The organism is Halomonas sp. BC04 (genome assembly GCF_000568385.1).
Window position 1 is genome coordinate 1 of sequence record NZ_AZQX01000285.1, and the last position, 14,527, is coordinate 14,527.

17 protein-coding genes are annotated in these 14,527 nt (G+C 56.5%); 2 read left to right on the top strand and 15 right to left on the bottom strand.

The features are described 5' to 3' along the window. Positions 1 to 368: 368 nt before the first annotated feature. Positions 369 to 1,715 (top strand): type II toxin-antitoxin system HipA family toxin, encoded by a 1,347-nt coding sequence (locus Q427_RS19405; protein WP_043516771.1) that lies wholly within the window; start codon positions 369 to 371, stop codon positions 1,713 to 1,715. Next, on the top strand, positions 1,712 to 1,930 hold the full coding sequence (locus Q427_RS19410) for a hypothetical protein (protein WP_231613801.1): 219 nt from the start codon (positions 1,712 to 1,714) through the stop codon (positions 1,928 to 1,930). Before Q427_RS19405 ends, Q427_RS19410 begins: the two co-directional genes overlap by 4 nt. A gap of 318 nt (positions 1,931 to 2,248) precedes the next feature. On the opposite strand, the gene Q427_RS34470 is transcribed toward Q427_RS19410, so the two are convergent. The 15 genes from Q427_RS34470 to Q427_RS30445 form a co-directional block, all read right to left on the bottom strand. Continuing rightward, entirely contained in the window at positions 2,249 to 2,464 is a 216-nt protein-coding gene (locus Q427_RS34470; protein ID WP_231613802.1) for a hypothetical protein, read from the bottom strand. Further along, positions 2,461 to 3,051, bottom strand: a complete 591-nt coding sequence (locus Q427_RS19415) for a glycosyltransferase family 32 protein (RefSeq protein WP_231613803.1) — start codon at positions 3,049 to 3,051, stop codon at positions 2,461 to 2,463. Before Q427_RS19415 ends, Q427_RS34470 begins: the two co-directional genes overlap by 4 nt. A 67-nt stretch (positions 3,052 to 3,118) precedes the next feature. Then, positions 3,119 to 3,334: a hypothetical protein gene (locus Q427_RS32595; RefSeq protein WP_043516772.1), complete on the bottom strand. Its 216-nt coding sequence runs from the start codon at positions 3,332 to 3,334 to the stop codon at positions 3,119 to 3,121. A 17-nt stretch (positions 3,335 to 3,351) separates the two neighbouring features. Next, a complete protein-coding gene (locus Q427_RS19425) occupies positions 3,352 to 4,041 on the bottom strand; it encodes a glycosyltransferase family 9 protein (RefSeq protein WP_231613804.1) in 690 nt (229 codons plus the stop codon). A 170-nt stretch (positions 4,042 to 4,211) separates the two neighbouring features. Next, positions 4,212 to 5,027 (bottom strand): hypothetical protein, encoded by an 816-nt coding sequence (locus tag Q427_RS19430; RefSeq protein ID WP_043516774.1) that lies wholly within the window; start codon positions 5,025 to 5,027, stop codon positions 4,212 to 4,214. 131 nt (positions 5,028 to 5,158) lie between these two features. Continuing rightward, positions 5,159 to 5,866 (bottom strand): lipopolysaccharide kinase InaA family protein, encoded by a 708-nt coding sequence (locus tag Q427_RS19435; protein WP_051496541.1) that lies wholly within the window; start codon positions 5,864 to 5,866, stop codon positions 5,159 to 5,161. A gap of 225 nt (positions 5,867 to 6,091) precedes the next feature. Next, entirely contained in the window at positions 6,092 to 7,474 is a 1,383-nt protein-coding gene (locus tag Q427_RS19440) for an undecaprenyl-phosphate glucose phosphotransferase (protein ID WP_043516775.1), read from the bottom strand. Continuing rightward, positions 7,471 to 8,661 (bottom strand): O-antigen ligase family protein, encoded by a 1,191-nt coding sequence (locus Q427_RS19445; protein WP_155833633.1) that lies wholly within the window; start codon positions 8,659 to 8,661, stop codon positions 7,471 to 7,473. Before Q427_RS19445 ends, Q427_RS19440 begins: the two co-directional genes overlap by 4 nt. Before the next feature lie 95 nt (positions 8,662 to 8,756). Further along, positions 8,757 to 9,314 carry a glycosyltransferase gene (locus Q427_RS19450; protein ID WP_269321291.1) on the bottom strand — a complete coding sequence of 186 codons (558 nt, stop codon included), beginning with the start codon at positions 9,312 to 9,314 and terminating at the stop codon, positions 8,757 to 8,759. After that, positions 9,263 to 9,685 carry an oligosaccharide biosynthesis protein Alg14 gene (locus tag Q427_RS19455; RefSeq protein WP_197030745.1) on the bottom strand — a complete coding sequence of 141 codons (423 nt, stop codon included), beginning with the start codon at positions 9,683 to 9,685 and terminating at the stop codon, positions 9,263 to 9,265. The genes Q427_RS19450 and Q427_RS19455 overlap by 52 nt, the downstream gene beginning before the upstream one ends. Before the next feature lie 2 nt (positions 9,686 to 9,687). After that, on the bottom strand, positions 9,688 to 10,575 hold the full coding sequence (locus Q427_RS19460; RefSeq protein WP_081786106.1) for a glycosyltransferase: 888 nt from the start codon (positions 10,573 to 10,575) through the stop codon (positions 9,688 to 9,690). Further along, positions 10,572 to 10,955 carry a hypothetical protein gene (locus Q427_RS19465; protein WP_155833634.1) on the bottom strand — a complete coding sequence of 128 codons (384 nt, stop codon included), beginning with the start codon at positions 10,953 to 10,955 and terminating at the stop codon, positions 10,572 to 10,574. Before Q427_RS19465 ends, Q427_RS19460 begins: the two co-directional genes overlap by 4 nt. Continuing rightward, positions 10,949 to 11,680, bottom strand: a complete 732-nt coding sequence (locus Q427_RS19470) for a hypothetical protein (protein WP_043516779.1) — start codon at positions 11,678 to 11,680, stop codon at positions 10,949 to 10,951. Before Q427_RS19470 ends, Q427_RS19465 begins: the two co-directional genes overlap by 7 nt. Continuing rightward, complete coding sequence (locus Q427_RS19475) at positions 11,644 to 12,357, bottom strand: hypothetical protein (RefSeq protein WP_155833635.1); 714 nt, start codon at positions 12,355 to 12,357, stop codon at positions 11,644 to 11,646. Before Q427_RS19475 ends, Q427_RS19470 begins: the two co-directional genes overlap by 37 nt. Positions 12,358 to 12,556: 199 nt before the next feature. Beyond that, a complete protein-coding gene (locus tag Q427_RS30445) occupies positions 12,557 to 14,320 on the bottom strand; it encodes a glycosyltransferase family 4 protein (protein ID WP_081786107.1) in 1,764 nt (587 codons plus the stop codon). Positions 14,321 to 14,527 lie beyond the last annotated feature (207 nt).

A 14,527-nucleotide genomic window follows, 5' to 3' on the forward strand; every position in this document is an offset into this window, starting at 1 on the left:
CTGTTGGAGCGCTGGTTCCCATCGCGACTGGCGCCGCCAGCGCCCGCGGAGGCCGCAACGACAGTGGCCACCGCCAACCTCGACAACACCGCCGGGAGTCCTTAGGCCTCCAGTCGTGATCTGAAGATTCCTCCAACAATATGGAGTGGCGCCGTCGGTGGAGAGAATCGCTGTAGGAGCGCTGGTTCCCCATCGCGACTGGCGCCGCCAGGCGCCCGGCGGAGGCTTCAATGCGGGTAATGACTTCGCCACCTTTCGCGCACCATATTGCTCATTTCTATCCATCAACTCATAAAAAGAGCACTATATTTCTCATATTCCGCAAAAAGCACTATCATTGAGCATAATAATGCTCACCAGGATGTCGCATGCGCCTTACGCTTCAGATCTATCACGATCGCCACTGGCATGATGCCGCCCAATTGGAGGTGCCGCAGCCCGACAGGGGTACCCATGGCCCTGCCCGCCTGGGCTATCTACAAGACTACGCCCTGGCATGGATGCTACGGGACGATGAGCATGCCTGCAGCCTGACGCTTCCCGTGGAGCTGATGATGAAGCACCACGGCAAGCGTTGGTTCGGCTTCCTGGAAGATATCATGCCAGCCGGCGCCAGCCGCCGTTACTGGGTTTCAGCCCTTGGGCTGCAAGGGTTATCGGCAGGTCAGCAGGACAGCGAGCTGCTGAGGCAAGGCACCATCGCACCGGTTGGCAACCTGAGAATCAAGGAGGCCGTGCCCGAGCGAGCGAGCGGCTCACAGCTACACGTCAGGCGCTTCACACGAGAAGAGGTCATCGACCGTCATGGCGACTTCCTCGAATACGCACAACAGATGGGCGCTTCCAGCGGAGGTGCTACAGGCGCAGGTGGCGAAGCGCCAAAGCTGCTACTGCGCTGCAGCCAGGATAACGCCATATGGATAGATACCTGGCAGGACGACCCACACAACCCCGATAGACACTATCTCGTCAAGTTTCCTCGCGGAAAGCGCAGCCGGGATGATTGCGATATTCTTCGCGCGGAATTCGCCCACTACCAGGAACTGGCCGACCTGGGGATCGAGACGATCGATACGGGCGCCATGGAGTTGATCGAAGGCGAGCGCTACCCATCCCTCTGGCTGCCCCGCTTCGACGTCGCACAAACAACCGACGGCCTGACCCGCTTCGGGCTGGAATCCATCTATTCGCTTCTCGGCGCGGCCCCTGGCAGCCATCTCAATCACTTCCAGGTCATTCGCCATCTGGTCGAACTACTTGAGAACCAGTACCGAGTCCAGGAGCTCAAGGAGCCCTTCGACCGGGCGAGCTTCGTCATGGAGTGGCTCAGACGTGACCTGCTCAATGTGGCATTCGGCAATTCCGACAATCACGGGCGCAATGCAGCCCTGCTCAAGCGGCCGGGAGGGATCTGGCATGCCCCCGTCTACGACTTCGCCCCCATGAAGGCCGATCCGGAGGGTGTCACGCGTACGACGCGATGGGGCTCCCCCTTCGAAGAGGGGGGCGACTTCGACTGGCTCGCCATCGCCCACGCCCTGGATGACCTGACGCCTGCCGAGCAGTCCATCAGCGAGCTCAAGGCCTTGGCCGCAAGACTGATCGGCCTTCAAGAGAGATTGCGCGAGCGTGGCGTACCGGAGCGAATACTGACCATGCCTGCCGTAGGGCTAGGCACCCTGGACCACCGCCTCAAGCACTGGGGGCTGACATGAAACGACGCAACCTGACCCCGGACGAGAGAGAAGAAAAGCTGGTGGAGGCCACCCGCCGGCTGCTGGCGGGGGAAATCAGTGAGGGGGATGTGCTGCGAATTCTGAGGCGAGATGTGCTCGGTCTTAACCAGAACGACTACGCAGAGCTGGTAGCATCAGCCGACGCACGCTATCCGATATGGAAGGCGACAAGGGCAACGTTTCTCTCGCGGTGATGAACCGCGCCTACCGCCCTCTTGGACTGAAAGTCTGCCTGATGCCGCGCCAGCCCGCTCTTATCGAGAAGGTCATGGAGGGGGAACGGGGAAATGAACGGGAGTGACGTTGGCAGCACTGCCCCCCCCGGGAGTCCTTCGGCCTCCAGTCGTGATCTGAAGATTCCTCCGACAGCGCGGCGTGGCACCGTTGGTGGAAAAGACAGCTGTAGGAGCGCTCGGTTCGGCGCCCCGAGTCCCCCATCGCGACTGGCGCCGTCAGGCGCCCGGCGAAGGCCGCAGCGCCAGAGAGCATCTCCAGCGCCGGCATACCAAAGCTCAACCCTGTTTTTCGGTCGCGTCCCGCTTTCGCACTACATCGACCGTGTACTGCTCTTTCGTCCACTTCCCCTGTGGCTTGTCCATGTACTGGAAATATTCGTTGGTGAAATTGCCCTGGTTGCAGGTATAGCGATAGGAGGCCGTGCGGATCTCGTCGCGGGGCAACACCTCGTTGTAGACGGTGGGGCCGGTGAGGTGGAAGATTCCCTTCACTTCGTCGCCTTCGACATTGGCATAGATCGCCTCGATGACCTTGCCAGATGGGGGTTGTCCGGCTTGCTGGCGATGAAGTAGTTGCTGATCTCCCCCCGCTTGGTGGTGATGAACAGCTCTTCCATCTCGGGCTTGACGATACGCGACAACGGCCATACCACATGGGCATCGATATCCAGATAGACACCCCCGCATTTCTGCAGGACCAGCACCCGCCAGAAATCTGCCTGGGCAGCGCCCACTTGCAGCCGGGAGTAGGCTTCGAAAATCTCCTGCGAGAAATTCTCCTGGATGAACGCCGCCCGGGCATCGGTGATCATGAAGCGATATTCGAAGCTCGGTGACATCAGACGGTTGAATAGATAGTTCAGGTAGACCGGCAGCGTAGCCTTGTTGGTGAAGTTGGTCTGCCACAGAATTCGGGGAACAGCCGACGTCTTGCGTGACTTCAGCAACGGAGCCGCCTGCTCAGGCAAGGTGAACCGTTTGCGGGGAAACAGAAAATGGAAGCCATAACTGAGCAGCTTCGTGATATTGGCAAACAATTTGATGAGGCGACTGACCATCAATACGATAAGTAATTTCACAGAGATTCCATATGGCAAACCCAAGTTAATCGTTGTACATCACCGCAAAAAAATCAGGTCAGTACCATTACACTTCACACCGTGGCATCGCAACGGCCCGGCTAAACCTCTCCACGCCCTCCTCAACCCGCTCCCAGTCCAGGCGATTGACGTCGGTCGGCACCCCTGGCTCAGCCATCAAGTTGACCGACAGAGGATGCACACTGTGCCAGTTGGCCAGGTCCTGCTCGGAATGCACGAACAGCACCAGTGACGGGATGTTCAAGCCATCGGCCAAGTGCACCGTGGCGGTACTTCCCGTTACCAAAGCATCGGCACTGGCCAGCAGGGCAATGTTATCGTAGATCGAGCGGGTCTCGGGATAGTAAAAGCAGCGACCTTCCGGCCAGTCTCGGCGAATTGCAGCCACCTCGCTCTCCCAGCCAGGTGCCGTGAGCAGACAGACATCGTGCCTGGCAGTCGCGCCAGCAGCATGTCGATCAAGCGTCGAGTGGTTTCCGGGTTGAGTGTCTTGGCCCGCCCCTTGCTGAAAGGGTTGATGGCAACGAAAGGAGCTTCCCGCCCTCCCAGGAACACCGACACCCGCTCCTCGTGATCCCGGCTACGGGGGACCAGGTACTGCCTGTCAGCGTCTTCGATACCACAACATCGCAACAATTCCAGGTACTTGTCTTCCATATGCAGCCCTGCGGTAGCCGCGCCCAGCGGAACATCCACCAGGCCTACCGAGTCGTCCAGGCTTGCCGTGTGGCGTGCCTGCAAGCAGTGGAGCAGGAACATGTCGCGAGACTTGATCAGGGTGCTGAAATGCACTGCCAGGTCGATAGAGCCGATGGCCGCAGTCAGTTCACGGATTTCGGCGGAGCGCGGCCGCTTGCGAATCTCATGAACCACATCGACCCCAAAGTGGTCTCGAAACAGCGGTGCCATGTCGGGAGTGGCAATCACCTCGATGGATACCGGCCCAAGCTTGCGCAACTCACGGCACATGAAAGAAAAGATAACCGAATCGCCCCACTTCGCGTCCCAGCGGACAAAGAGGATGCGTTGAAGTCCGGATAGTTTGTCGACCTTGGGGCGAGGCTCGTCGTAGCGCCAACGGCTGATACGCTGCCGAATACGATCCCGTGACGCTCGGACATAGTTGAGAGCTATCCGCATTATCCACTTACACCTTGAGTGGGTGGCAAGCCGGATGCCAGAAGGTTCACGTTGGCACGAAGCACCTCGACCTGACCCTCAACATTGTTTCCATCCACATCCAGGTAAGCGATATTTCCTCCACGGGTCTGCATAATGCGGCATCCTTGCGCAGCAATATCATTCAGCACAACAAGTTGTTCAATGACTTCGTCCTTACTTCGGTTACGCAAATAATGAATATGGCTATGATCAGTGTTTCTTTCGCGCCGAACCAATCGATCGTGGATTTTTTCCTCCGCACCACTTACATGCACCAGCATGTCCGGCAGCGGCATGAGCCCGAACAACTCGAGTACCTTTTCCCGCGAATCGGCCAGCATGGCCACCATCAGAGTCTTCAAGCTGAGCGACTCATCACACAGCGAGACTACCGATAGCTCCGCATTATCCATATACACAGCATCGTACAACGCATCAAAAAACCAAGCAGTCTGGTTTTTCTTATCATGCACCGAAAGGTCACTTTCACCGATAATAGTCAACGTCAGCTCAACAAAGCGGGCGACTTGCCCATCATCGGATGCCAGGAGCCTTTCAACCTCCTGGTCACGCAACTGCTTCGCCCTGCGCTTGCGACGTGACGCTTGGAGGAACTCGAGCTGACGAAACAATCGTTTGCTTGCCTTTAGATCACCCAGCGATGCGTTAGCCACAGCATGCCGAGCCTGGTGCTGATCAAGTAGCAAAGCAGCACCGTCGGTGTCCAAGAGCAGTTGCCGAACCACTGTGGTTTTCCCTACCCCGTTGGCACCGATGAATTCAACTCGTCTCACATGCTCTCCTCAACTGCCCTCGCACCACAAGCTTCGAAATCGCCAGCGGTAGCATCATCAAGCAACAGTTACTGCCACCGGCCGTTCACGCCATGTTACACGGCCTCAGCCACTAGCACAGCGGCCAGCACTCAACCGGCAAGCCAGCGCTGCTTCATGTCGTCGTGAATCCACTGGCGATAGTAGTCGTTGAGCAGCCCACGTTGGCTGATCGAGCGGTAGATCGCTCGCCACTTCGCCCGGTTGCCCCGCGGCATGGGCTTGACGTGGGTATCCACCCAGATGATGCTGCCCGTGGGTCTGCACAGCACATTGTTCATATGCAGGTCGCGATGCACGTACCCCGCCCTGGCCAGCAGCATCACGTCTTCACAGAACTGTGCCAGGAACTGCTTGCGCCCCGCTTCATTGAGTCCCTGGAAATACTGCTCGCCGGTCATTACGCCATCGAGGTGCTCCATCAGCAGCAGGGAGCCCCGCCGGTTGAAGGGGTTGAGGGAGACACCCCAGGCGACACAGTCAGGCGTCAGCAAGCCCGCCGCGCGGACCACCTTCTTGCTGCGAACCTCCTTGCGAGCCTCGAACTGAAAGAGCAGGCGTTTTTCAATGAAGTCGCGGAAGAACCAGCGCAGCGGCCTCTTCCGCCACCGGTGCTTGTCGCTCTTGACCTTGGCCATGGTCCCCGTCGATTCATCGAAATAGATCTCGCTGCTTGCCACCTGCTCGAGCAGATGCGAACGCTCATCCTTGGCCAGGTAAAGGGGGGTGGACGATGAGGCGTACTCGAAAAGAAGGTAGTGCCTTCGGCGCCCCTCCAACATCACGGTTGCCACCTTCACTGGCACTGCTCCATACCACTACTCTGAACTGGAAAAATGATCTCGCCCTCCCGTTACCGCTTGCCCGCTTTTCCATGGCCACCTGGCGTGCGCCGGATAGACGTGGCACAGCCAAGGCAGGCTACGCCCACGGCGTATACTAACGTCAATACCAGAGAGTGGACACCTACCTTCACGGATGGCGGGGGTGGGCACCAGCCCTGGGCCGGCCGGAACAGAGAGCGATTAGTACGCATTGGGGTTGATGAACCCCTTGTAGATCGTCAAGGCGATGATTCGCAAATCCAGCCAAAGTGACCAGTTGTCGATGTACCAGAGGTCATGCTCCACCCGCCGCTCCATCTTGTCGACGGTATCGGTTTCGCCCCGCAAGCCGTTGACCTGCGCCCAGCCGGTGATCCCCGGCTTGACCTTGTGCCGCTTCATGTAGGATTCGACCATGTCCTTGTAGTATTCGTTGTGGGCCAGCGCATGCGGACGCGGCCCCACGATCGACATGCGGCCCTGCAGCACATTGTAGAACTGGGGCAGTTCATCCAGCGAAGTACGCCGCAGGAAAGCCCCCAGCCGAGTCACCCGCGGGTCGCCCCGGCAGGCCTGGGTCACCTGCCCGCTCGGCTCATCGTGCACTTCCATGGAGCGGAACTTGTAGACCTTGAAGTGCTTGCCGTTATCGCCCATGCGGTACTGCTTGAACAGCACCGGCCCCGGAGAGCTCAGCTTGATGGCGATGGCTATCACCAGGCACAGAGGCAGCACCAGCAGGCTGAAAATCGTGCCCAGCACCAGGTCCTCCAACCGCTTCACGATACGCGTCACGCCGTTGAACGGCGTGACACTAAGATCCACCGCCAAATGACCGGCGACCTCGCTCATCCTGTGGTTCAGCAGGTGCATGTCGCGGAAGTCCGGCAGAAAGCGCACCTCCGCCGTATGGTTACGCAGCTCATAGAAGATGGACTTGACCACGCCCCCCATCTCGAAAGGTACGCAGATCCACACCTCGCAGGCGTCCGAATCCTCGACGCGTCGACTCAGCCGCTCGATCGCCTCTTGATCCACTCCGCCCGCAAGACGCTCTACCCCAGCAATGGAATAGCCTTCTGCCGGAGACTTGCGCATGCCCTGGGCCACGCGAATGAGCTGCTCCCCTGGGCCAACAAGAAATACCGGCCTTCTGCCACGCCCCTGACGACGGGCACGGCGCAAAAGCAGCTGAACCATTACCCGCGCCCCACCGGCCAGCAGGAAGGACAACAGCAGGGTATAGCCGACCCACAGCCGTGAAAAACGCTCGGCGGCATGGGCGAAATAGATCAGCGACGTGGCAATGGCGGCCAGAATGAGCCAGGTGAGGGCAAGGCGAGCAATCATTCCCGGCAGCCGCTTGATACGCCAGGAGCTGTAGCCCCGCTGCATGGTGTTCAGCAACACCACCACCAGGGCCATGATGATCATGGCCAGCCAGAAACGCTCATGAAGTTGCAAGGTGCCGAAACGCAACCAGTAGCCCACCAGCCCGCCGAGAACGATGCTCAGCATATCGAATACCGGCACGATGAGCTGAGCCGGATAACGGTCGGCAAAACTGATGGGAACGACCTTCATGTGGTCATCTCAGAACGTTTGCGTGCCAGCAGGAAAATCAATACCAGAGTGAAAGCGTAGTAGGTGGCTATCATTTCATGCTGCAGCGCGACCTCTGTCAGACAGAAAACGATGAACCCCAGCGAAAAGACGAAGCCAACGAACCAATAGGCGTTTTCCGGTTCACGCCGGCTGTGCCTGAAAAAGTATAAAGCAGGGAAAACCAGATAGAAAAACAGCGCAACCAAGCCAAGGACCCCACCGGTTGCCAGGGTCTCGAAGTATTGGCTATGGGCATGTCCTCGGCTGATGGTGGCCACCCACTCATTGATGATACCCGTGCCCGCCAGCTCCAGGTTCAAGGCATCGCGCTCATCGTAGGTGAGCCCCACCAGGGGGCGCTCCTTGAACGCCTCGATGGCAGCCGCCCACAGCCGCGCCCGGCCACCGGCGGAATTATCCCTGAAATCCCCCTCCACCATTCGCTGAACCTCACTCACGGTGAGGTCGACTCGATCTTCCACCTGAGGCAATGCCACGTAGCTGGCTATAGCCAGCACGCCCAGCCCCAGCAGGCCGGCCATGAGATAGGCAGCGCCAATGCGCCGCCACTGCCAGGCAAGCAGCACCGCAAAGACGATGGGGATGGCAAACACCGCGCCCCGGGAGGTGCTCAGCAGTGTGGCCATCAGCGCAAGGCATGCGCCGGCCCCAACCAGGGCCCGCCGCTGGCTGCTGGGGAGCAATGCGACAAGCAGAAAGAAGAGTGACGCGCTGAGGTAGCCGAAATTGATATGGAAAAGAAACCCATCGGCTCGGTTGCTGCCGAGAATGTACACCTGGTATATCGCAATACCAGCACCACCGATCGCACCGACAATGGCCCCCCCTTCAACGGCGAGGCGGAAGCGGGAGAGATCCAGCTCCGCCCAAGCCACACGCAGCATCAAGTAGATGGGAATGATGCCCATCATATGCAGCCCAGGCGCCAGGTAGCGGGAGCTGTAGCCACTCATGACGAAAACGGGAAGGTGGCTGGCCATGTAGAGCGACAGGATCAGCACCACCAGCCAGTCCTGCCGTGTCATCACCAGGCGCTTGCGGTTCATCACCAGAAAGGCGATAGCGTAGAGCAACAGAACCGCGATGAAAGCATGGATCCGAATGGGAGCCGATACCAGCAGGGCGAGCACAAGAAAAGTGACCACAAGGGTCACATGAAGAGCTGTCTTAGGACTGAATAGCACCTGGCGTCTCACCACTGGTTGGAATCAATGAGGCCACGTGCAGGCCCGCGCGCAGATCATAGCGAGCTGACGAGGGAATTCAACCGCTTTGCGAATTCCCGCCTTTCACTTTCAATGGCTTCCCGCACCTCGTGCGTGTGCAACGCCTTACCTTGTCGACCCAGGATCGCTTCCACAAGCGGCTCGATAGCAGAAAATGTGGGGATGCCATAGCGCGCCGAGATCGCTTCGGCGGTGTCCTGCTGGTGGTCGTTACGGTGCTCCCCCAGGCTGGCCCGGCGTGGCATCATCAAGAAGGGCTTGCTCTGCTCTAGGCATGCCAGAATGTTACCCATGCCCGCATGGGTCACCACCAACTCAGCCTCGCCGAACAACCGCTGGTAGTGCTCGGCATCGAACAGCGGCTGCACCACCAGATTTGCGAGGGTCTTGAAGGGTTCAAGCGCCGCCCCAGGGCCCGCCTGATAGACCAGCGGCCAATCCGGCCTTTCATGCGCCACGCTCAGCACCACCTGATCCAGGCGTGGGAAAGGAAACTGGGTGCCGGCGGCAAACAGAACTCTCAAAGCAGCCTCCCCAGGTAACGCACCCGCCAAGAGGCCAGCTCGGGCCACTGGGTCAGCACCCGGCTGGCAAACAGCCTGGCCACCCGCCCCGAGAGGGAAAGCCGCCGACAGTTGGCGATGCTGTCCACCCACAGGGTCTTCCTGCCCAGCAAGAAACCGGCGAAGAGAACCAGCAGCCCGGGGGCTGCACCGGTACTGATGATGACGTCAGGACGGCATTCGCGGACTATCCGTATCGCCTTGGGCAGCTGACGTACACCCCGCCACAGCTCTCGCACGCTGAAGTCATCCAGGTAATAGCTGGCACCGGCGTTATGCCGATCAGCGGTGGAGACGAAAACCTGCTCCTCCGCCTCCAGCAACGCTGCCAAACGCTTCAGTTGAACCCAATGCCCGCCAAACGAGGCCACCAATAGCACCTTCAACGGGGCAGCTTCCTGGGTTCATGGGTGCGGCTTGTCATGGTCAGGCGCTGATGAACCTTGACCAGCTTGAGATACGCCATGACAAGGAGCGCCCACCACCGCTCCCGCCAGGTCATGTCGGGCCGGCGAAAGAGCTCGCGCAGATCCGCCCGGATATTGGCCAAGACGCGACGGGCTCCCTGAAACACCCGCGTCTCGTTATGCAGCGCCATGCTGCCCGTAGAGACACGGCGAGCCTTCTGCACCAGGGAAGCCAGCGAATGACGAGCCGGATGGCGTACTACGGCGGCGGGACAATACACGAGCTTGAAGCCCGCCATGGTAGCCCGCCTCGTCCATTCGAAGTCCCCGCCGGACATCAAGCTATCATCGAAGGCTCCCACAGCCTCGATCACCTTGCGCCGCACAATCAAGTTAGCCGTTACCGAGACCCCCGCCGCCGCATTATCCGCCTGGCGAAAAGCAAAGGCCTTCTCGAAACACTCCGCCGGTGTGAGGCGCGAACGCTGATAGATCAGCGTAATATGCCCGGCCAACAGGTCGGCGCCTTCGGCCTCCATGCAGGCCATGGCCGATTCCAGCCAGTCTGGCTCAGGAACGCAGTCCGCATCGAGAAAGGCCAGCACCTCCCCACGCGCTTCTGAGATGCCGCGATTGCGTGCTGCATAGGAACCAGGCGCAGCCTCAACGATCAGCCGAGCATTGTCAGGCCAAGCCATGCTGGCGGGCGCCGCTTCCTCCGGGGCATTATTGACCACCAGCACCTCATGGCGATCCTGCGGATAGTGCTGAGCCGCCAAGCCAATCAGACACCTTTCAAGACCCGACCAGTCGCGGTAGGTAGGCACGATAACCGAGACTTTCGGCCGTCCCGTTAAACTCATGAATCCTTCACTTTTCTGTCCGGCTCCCTAGGTACTTCAGTCAGTGATGCCGACTGCGGCAGGCAGCTCAGCATGTCAGGAATCAATGCAATGGCATCCGCATACTTCTGCTTGTTGAAGGCCACTTCAAAAGCACTGCAACAGGCGCAGAGGCGCACAATATCGGACGAGATGCCTTGTAGGGACTTGCGCTGCTCCGCAGCCTCCAACAGAAGCGGCTGAATTTTTCGCCTCCAACTCTTTCTGGTCCCATACTTCCTGAGCGGGACATCAGCGCCGATCGGCTCAAGAGACCAACTGCCCCAATGAGCCAACTGCAGGTCACCGGAACTTAGAAAGAAGGTGAGCTCCTTGGGCACACCCGGGTTGATCACTACCAAGGCAGGTTGTTCAGTTCGACCAACAACTCCTGGAAGCGGCTGGCGAGCTCTTCGATGTGGCTGCGCTCCACTGGATCGGTGACGACGGCAGCAAGGCGCTCCAGCATTCCCGGTGAAAGGCGCTGGTGCAGCAAAGGGTGCGAACGGCAGTACCGGGCTACCAGCCCGCTACTAGGTTCCACTTGCCAACAGCCTTTGAGTCGATCCAGCACGAACTTACCGCGCCCGTTTTTTTCCGCAACCTCCTCAAACGGCAAGCGGAACAGATGCACATCGAAGCCCTCCAATTTATCGACCCCAACCAGCTCCGGGCTTGGCAGTGCCTTTCCGGTTGCGGACATCAGCAAGTCCGCCTCGTTCAGCGCCGCCTTCTTGTGACGGGTACCGAATGCCTTGAGTAGGAACCGCTCAGGGTCACTGTTTGGAGACTCGACTTCCACCTCGAAGATGAGGATGTCAGGCAAGCCGCTCTGCCGCCAGCAACAGCTGATCGTATTCTCGGCAGCTAATGAGTTCCCACCAAGGCGCTCCAACAATGGCAAGAGCTTCTCGGGTTGATCACGAAGTGACAACAGCTGCCAAAGCTTACGATGGCGTGGGTTTTCAGGCCCCTTCTCCAGCCGATGCCCCGTAAAGAAGATGGCATTGACCTGCAGGCGCTTGCTGGAAAGCCAGAAGGCATCGTTGACTACGCCCTCGAGGCGACCCAGCAGTTGCCGAGACAATAGCAGCTGATAATCGCCACCATGAAATTCACACCTTCCCACAGCATGAAATCCGTCACCATAAAGGCGAACAGAAGCAGGAAGCCGATGGCAGAAAGTAAACTGACCAGTTTACTGGCATTCTCCTGAAGCTTCGAGCGCCAATAAGGGCGCGATTGAGTCGCGATAGAGAGTACCGCGGTTACTCCCAGGATATAGGTCACCATGACAGTCAGGAAAGCTGGGTAGAGAGCGGCAAAAAGAATGACAAGTAGTACCGACAAAGCGCCGGTAGCCAGGCCAGAAGCAAGCTTTCGGTACGCCTGCCTGGCAACCTCATCCTGGTTGGAGAAGAGTGCCAGTTTCCGGCTACGCTCCACTACGCCCGAGGCCCCCTTCTCTACCATAATCCCTAACAATTTTTCTGCCAGCAAATGAAGCAGAAAAAATAGAAGAGTGGAAGCACTCAGGACGATAACCAGCACATCCCGATCATAAGCCGCCCAGGATGGCGGGAAATAGCGGGGCATGCCGGGTGAACCAAGCAGAATAATGACCTTGAGTGGCAGGAAGAAGGCCAGCAGCTTGGCAAACTGACTCGTCAAAGTCAGGCTGACCACCACCAACGTAGGAATTGGCACTAGACTGAAAAACTTTTTTAGCACCGCCATTGACCAATGCAACTGGCGATAAGCCAAGACAAATATCCACATAGAGTTAGGTACGCAAGAATGCACTCGTCATGTTAAGAATCGCCGATCAAAAGAGATTGGCGCCCCAAGCAGCCCGGGCTGGTACAAACAGATACGACATCACCCTCACAATAATAGAAGTAAAAACATCCTGTAGCAACAAGGAAAACGTGGCTGAGCAGCAAGCATCAGCGTTGAATAATAGTCAAGATATCACAGCTTTTTTATCTATCGTATCTCTCACTATCTTGCCAATGTTTTTCCAATCTCGCTCCTTACAGACCCATTCCCGCCCCTTTTTCCCCATCTCGCTTCTCAACTGTGGATCATTGATCAAAATCTCCAACTTATCGGCCAAGTCTCTTACGTTGCCTTTTTCAAAAATCAGGCCATTATGCTGATCGACAACCATTTCTGACAGTGCACTAACACTCGAAACGATGACAGGCTTCTCCAGGGACATTGCCTCCAATGGCTTCATTGGTGATACCATTTCGCACACAGGCAAAGGCTTCCTTGGGAAGGGGGCTATATCAACAATGGAATAGTAACGCTCCACTTCATGATGAGGAATTCTCCCCGGCATCACAAGCTTGTCAGAAAAACCAGCCTTCTTGGCTATAGAGATCACTTTCTCTGCAATCGCACCACGCCCCCCTCCCGATGTATCTTCACTACCAACCAGAAGCAGCGAAAAATCGTGACCCTTTTCATGCAGAATAGCGCATGCTTCTGCCAAATTATCAAGCCCCTCATACTGTACAAAGGTACCAATATAACCGATAACAGTAGCACCGCTCTTTATCCCAATCTCTTCTTTTAGATTTTCGTCCGCCGTTTTGGGATAAAACCGGCTAGTGTCGCAGCAGTTTGGGAGGAGAGTAATCTTGTTCTCTTCAACCCCTCTGGCAACAAGCTCTTCTTTCATCGCCCTTGTCAAAGTAAACACATAATCAGCACTGTTTGCTACAAATGCCTCCATGGCTTCTTGTACTTTATACCCTATAGAGCCATGGTAGTCCGGCTCTCGCGAGGCCTTGCTCACTTCCCAGAAGCCCCTGACCTCATAGATAAATGGAAGATTTTTATTTCTTGCAGCAATTAGCGCCGGTAATGCAGCAATATAATTTGAAGCAGCCATCACCATATCTGGCTTAAGCTCTTCGAGCTTATCTTGAATTTTGATTGCAGACCTTTCAACATAATCAGCTGCTTTATACTCACGTCTCTTGGGAGCAAGCACTCGATGATAATCGATACCATTCACCTTATCAGGAAATTCTTCAAGATCAAGGCGATAGGAGCCAGATATAATGTCAACAGGGTACCCAGGACGAGTAAGACCAACCACTTCAAACCCATTTTCTCTTAAGCCCTCAGCAACGCCTTGTGCTCGTGTTGCATAACCGCCGCTAGAATAAGGCAGGCTGTTGTGAAGCACGTAGCATATCTTCACACAAGAGTCAGCCGGCAAGCTTTTTACCTTAAAATCCTGAGAGACATAACCCATCATCTTAAAATGATTTATTGGTGATGACATCATCTTTAGATAGGATAGGTCTCTTTTTGGCTTACTGCCATATTTCTTCTCATATGCTTGAAGCACTTTCCATGACTCTTCAACCACACCCAGTTCCTGCGATGAAGAAAAAAGAGCATAAAGAGCAACTTGACTATCATCAAAATCAACCGCTTTTTTAGCCAATGCGTATCTTTCTATGCTGTATCCACTCCCCCCCAGCCTAATTGCGCTTTTGGCATATAGAGCTGACTTATTCTTATTACTCATGTTCCTTGATCTTGAATCAAGACCTTCCAAATATCTGTCAAAACCTATTGACTCAATTCGCTTTCGTACGACCTTTGCAGATGTAGCTCGATAAAAATCACGGGCTTTTTTCAGCATCTGCCTGATAAAAGGCAACCGCAAATCAATATACTTTAACACCTTATATATTTTCTCACGCATAAAGGTTACTCGAACTTGACGTTAAGCCTGTTGATAAAGTCAAAAAACCCTACCACTCCGGCGTCAGATAGAAGAAATGCGTTACCCGTTGAAGTGCATATCAATTGCCATGAAATAATTCAGGCAGAAACCCACTTAGCGCCCTAAAATAACAGAAGTAAATCACCTTATGAATGCTGCTGTCAGCCCCGGAGGTCACCATTTTTT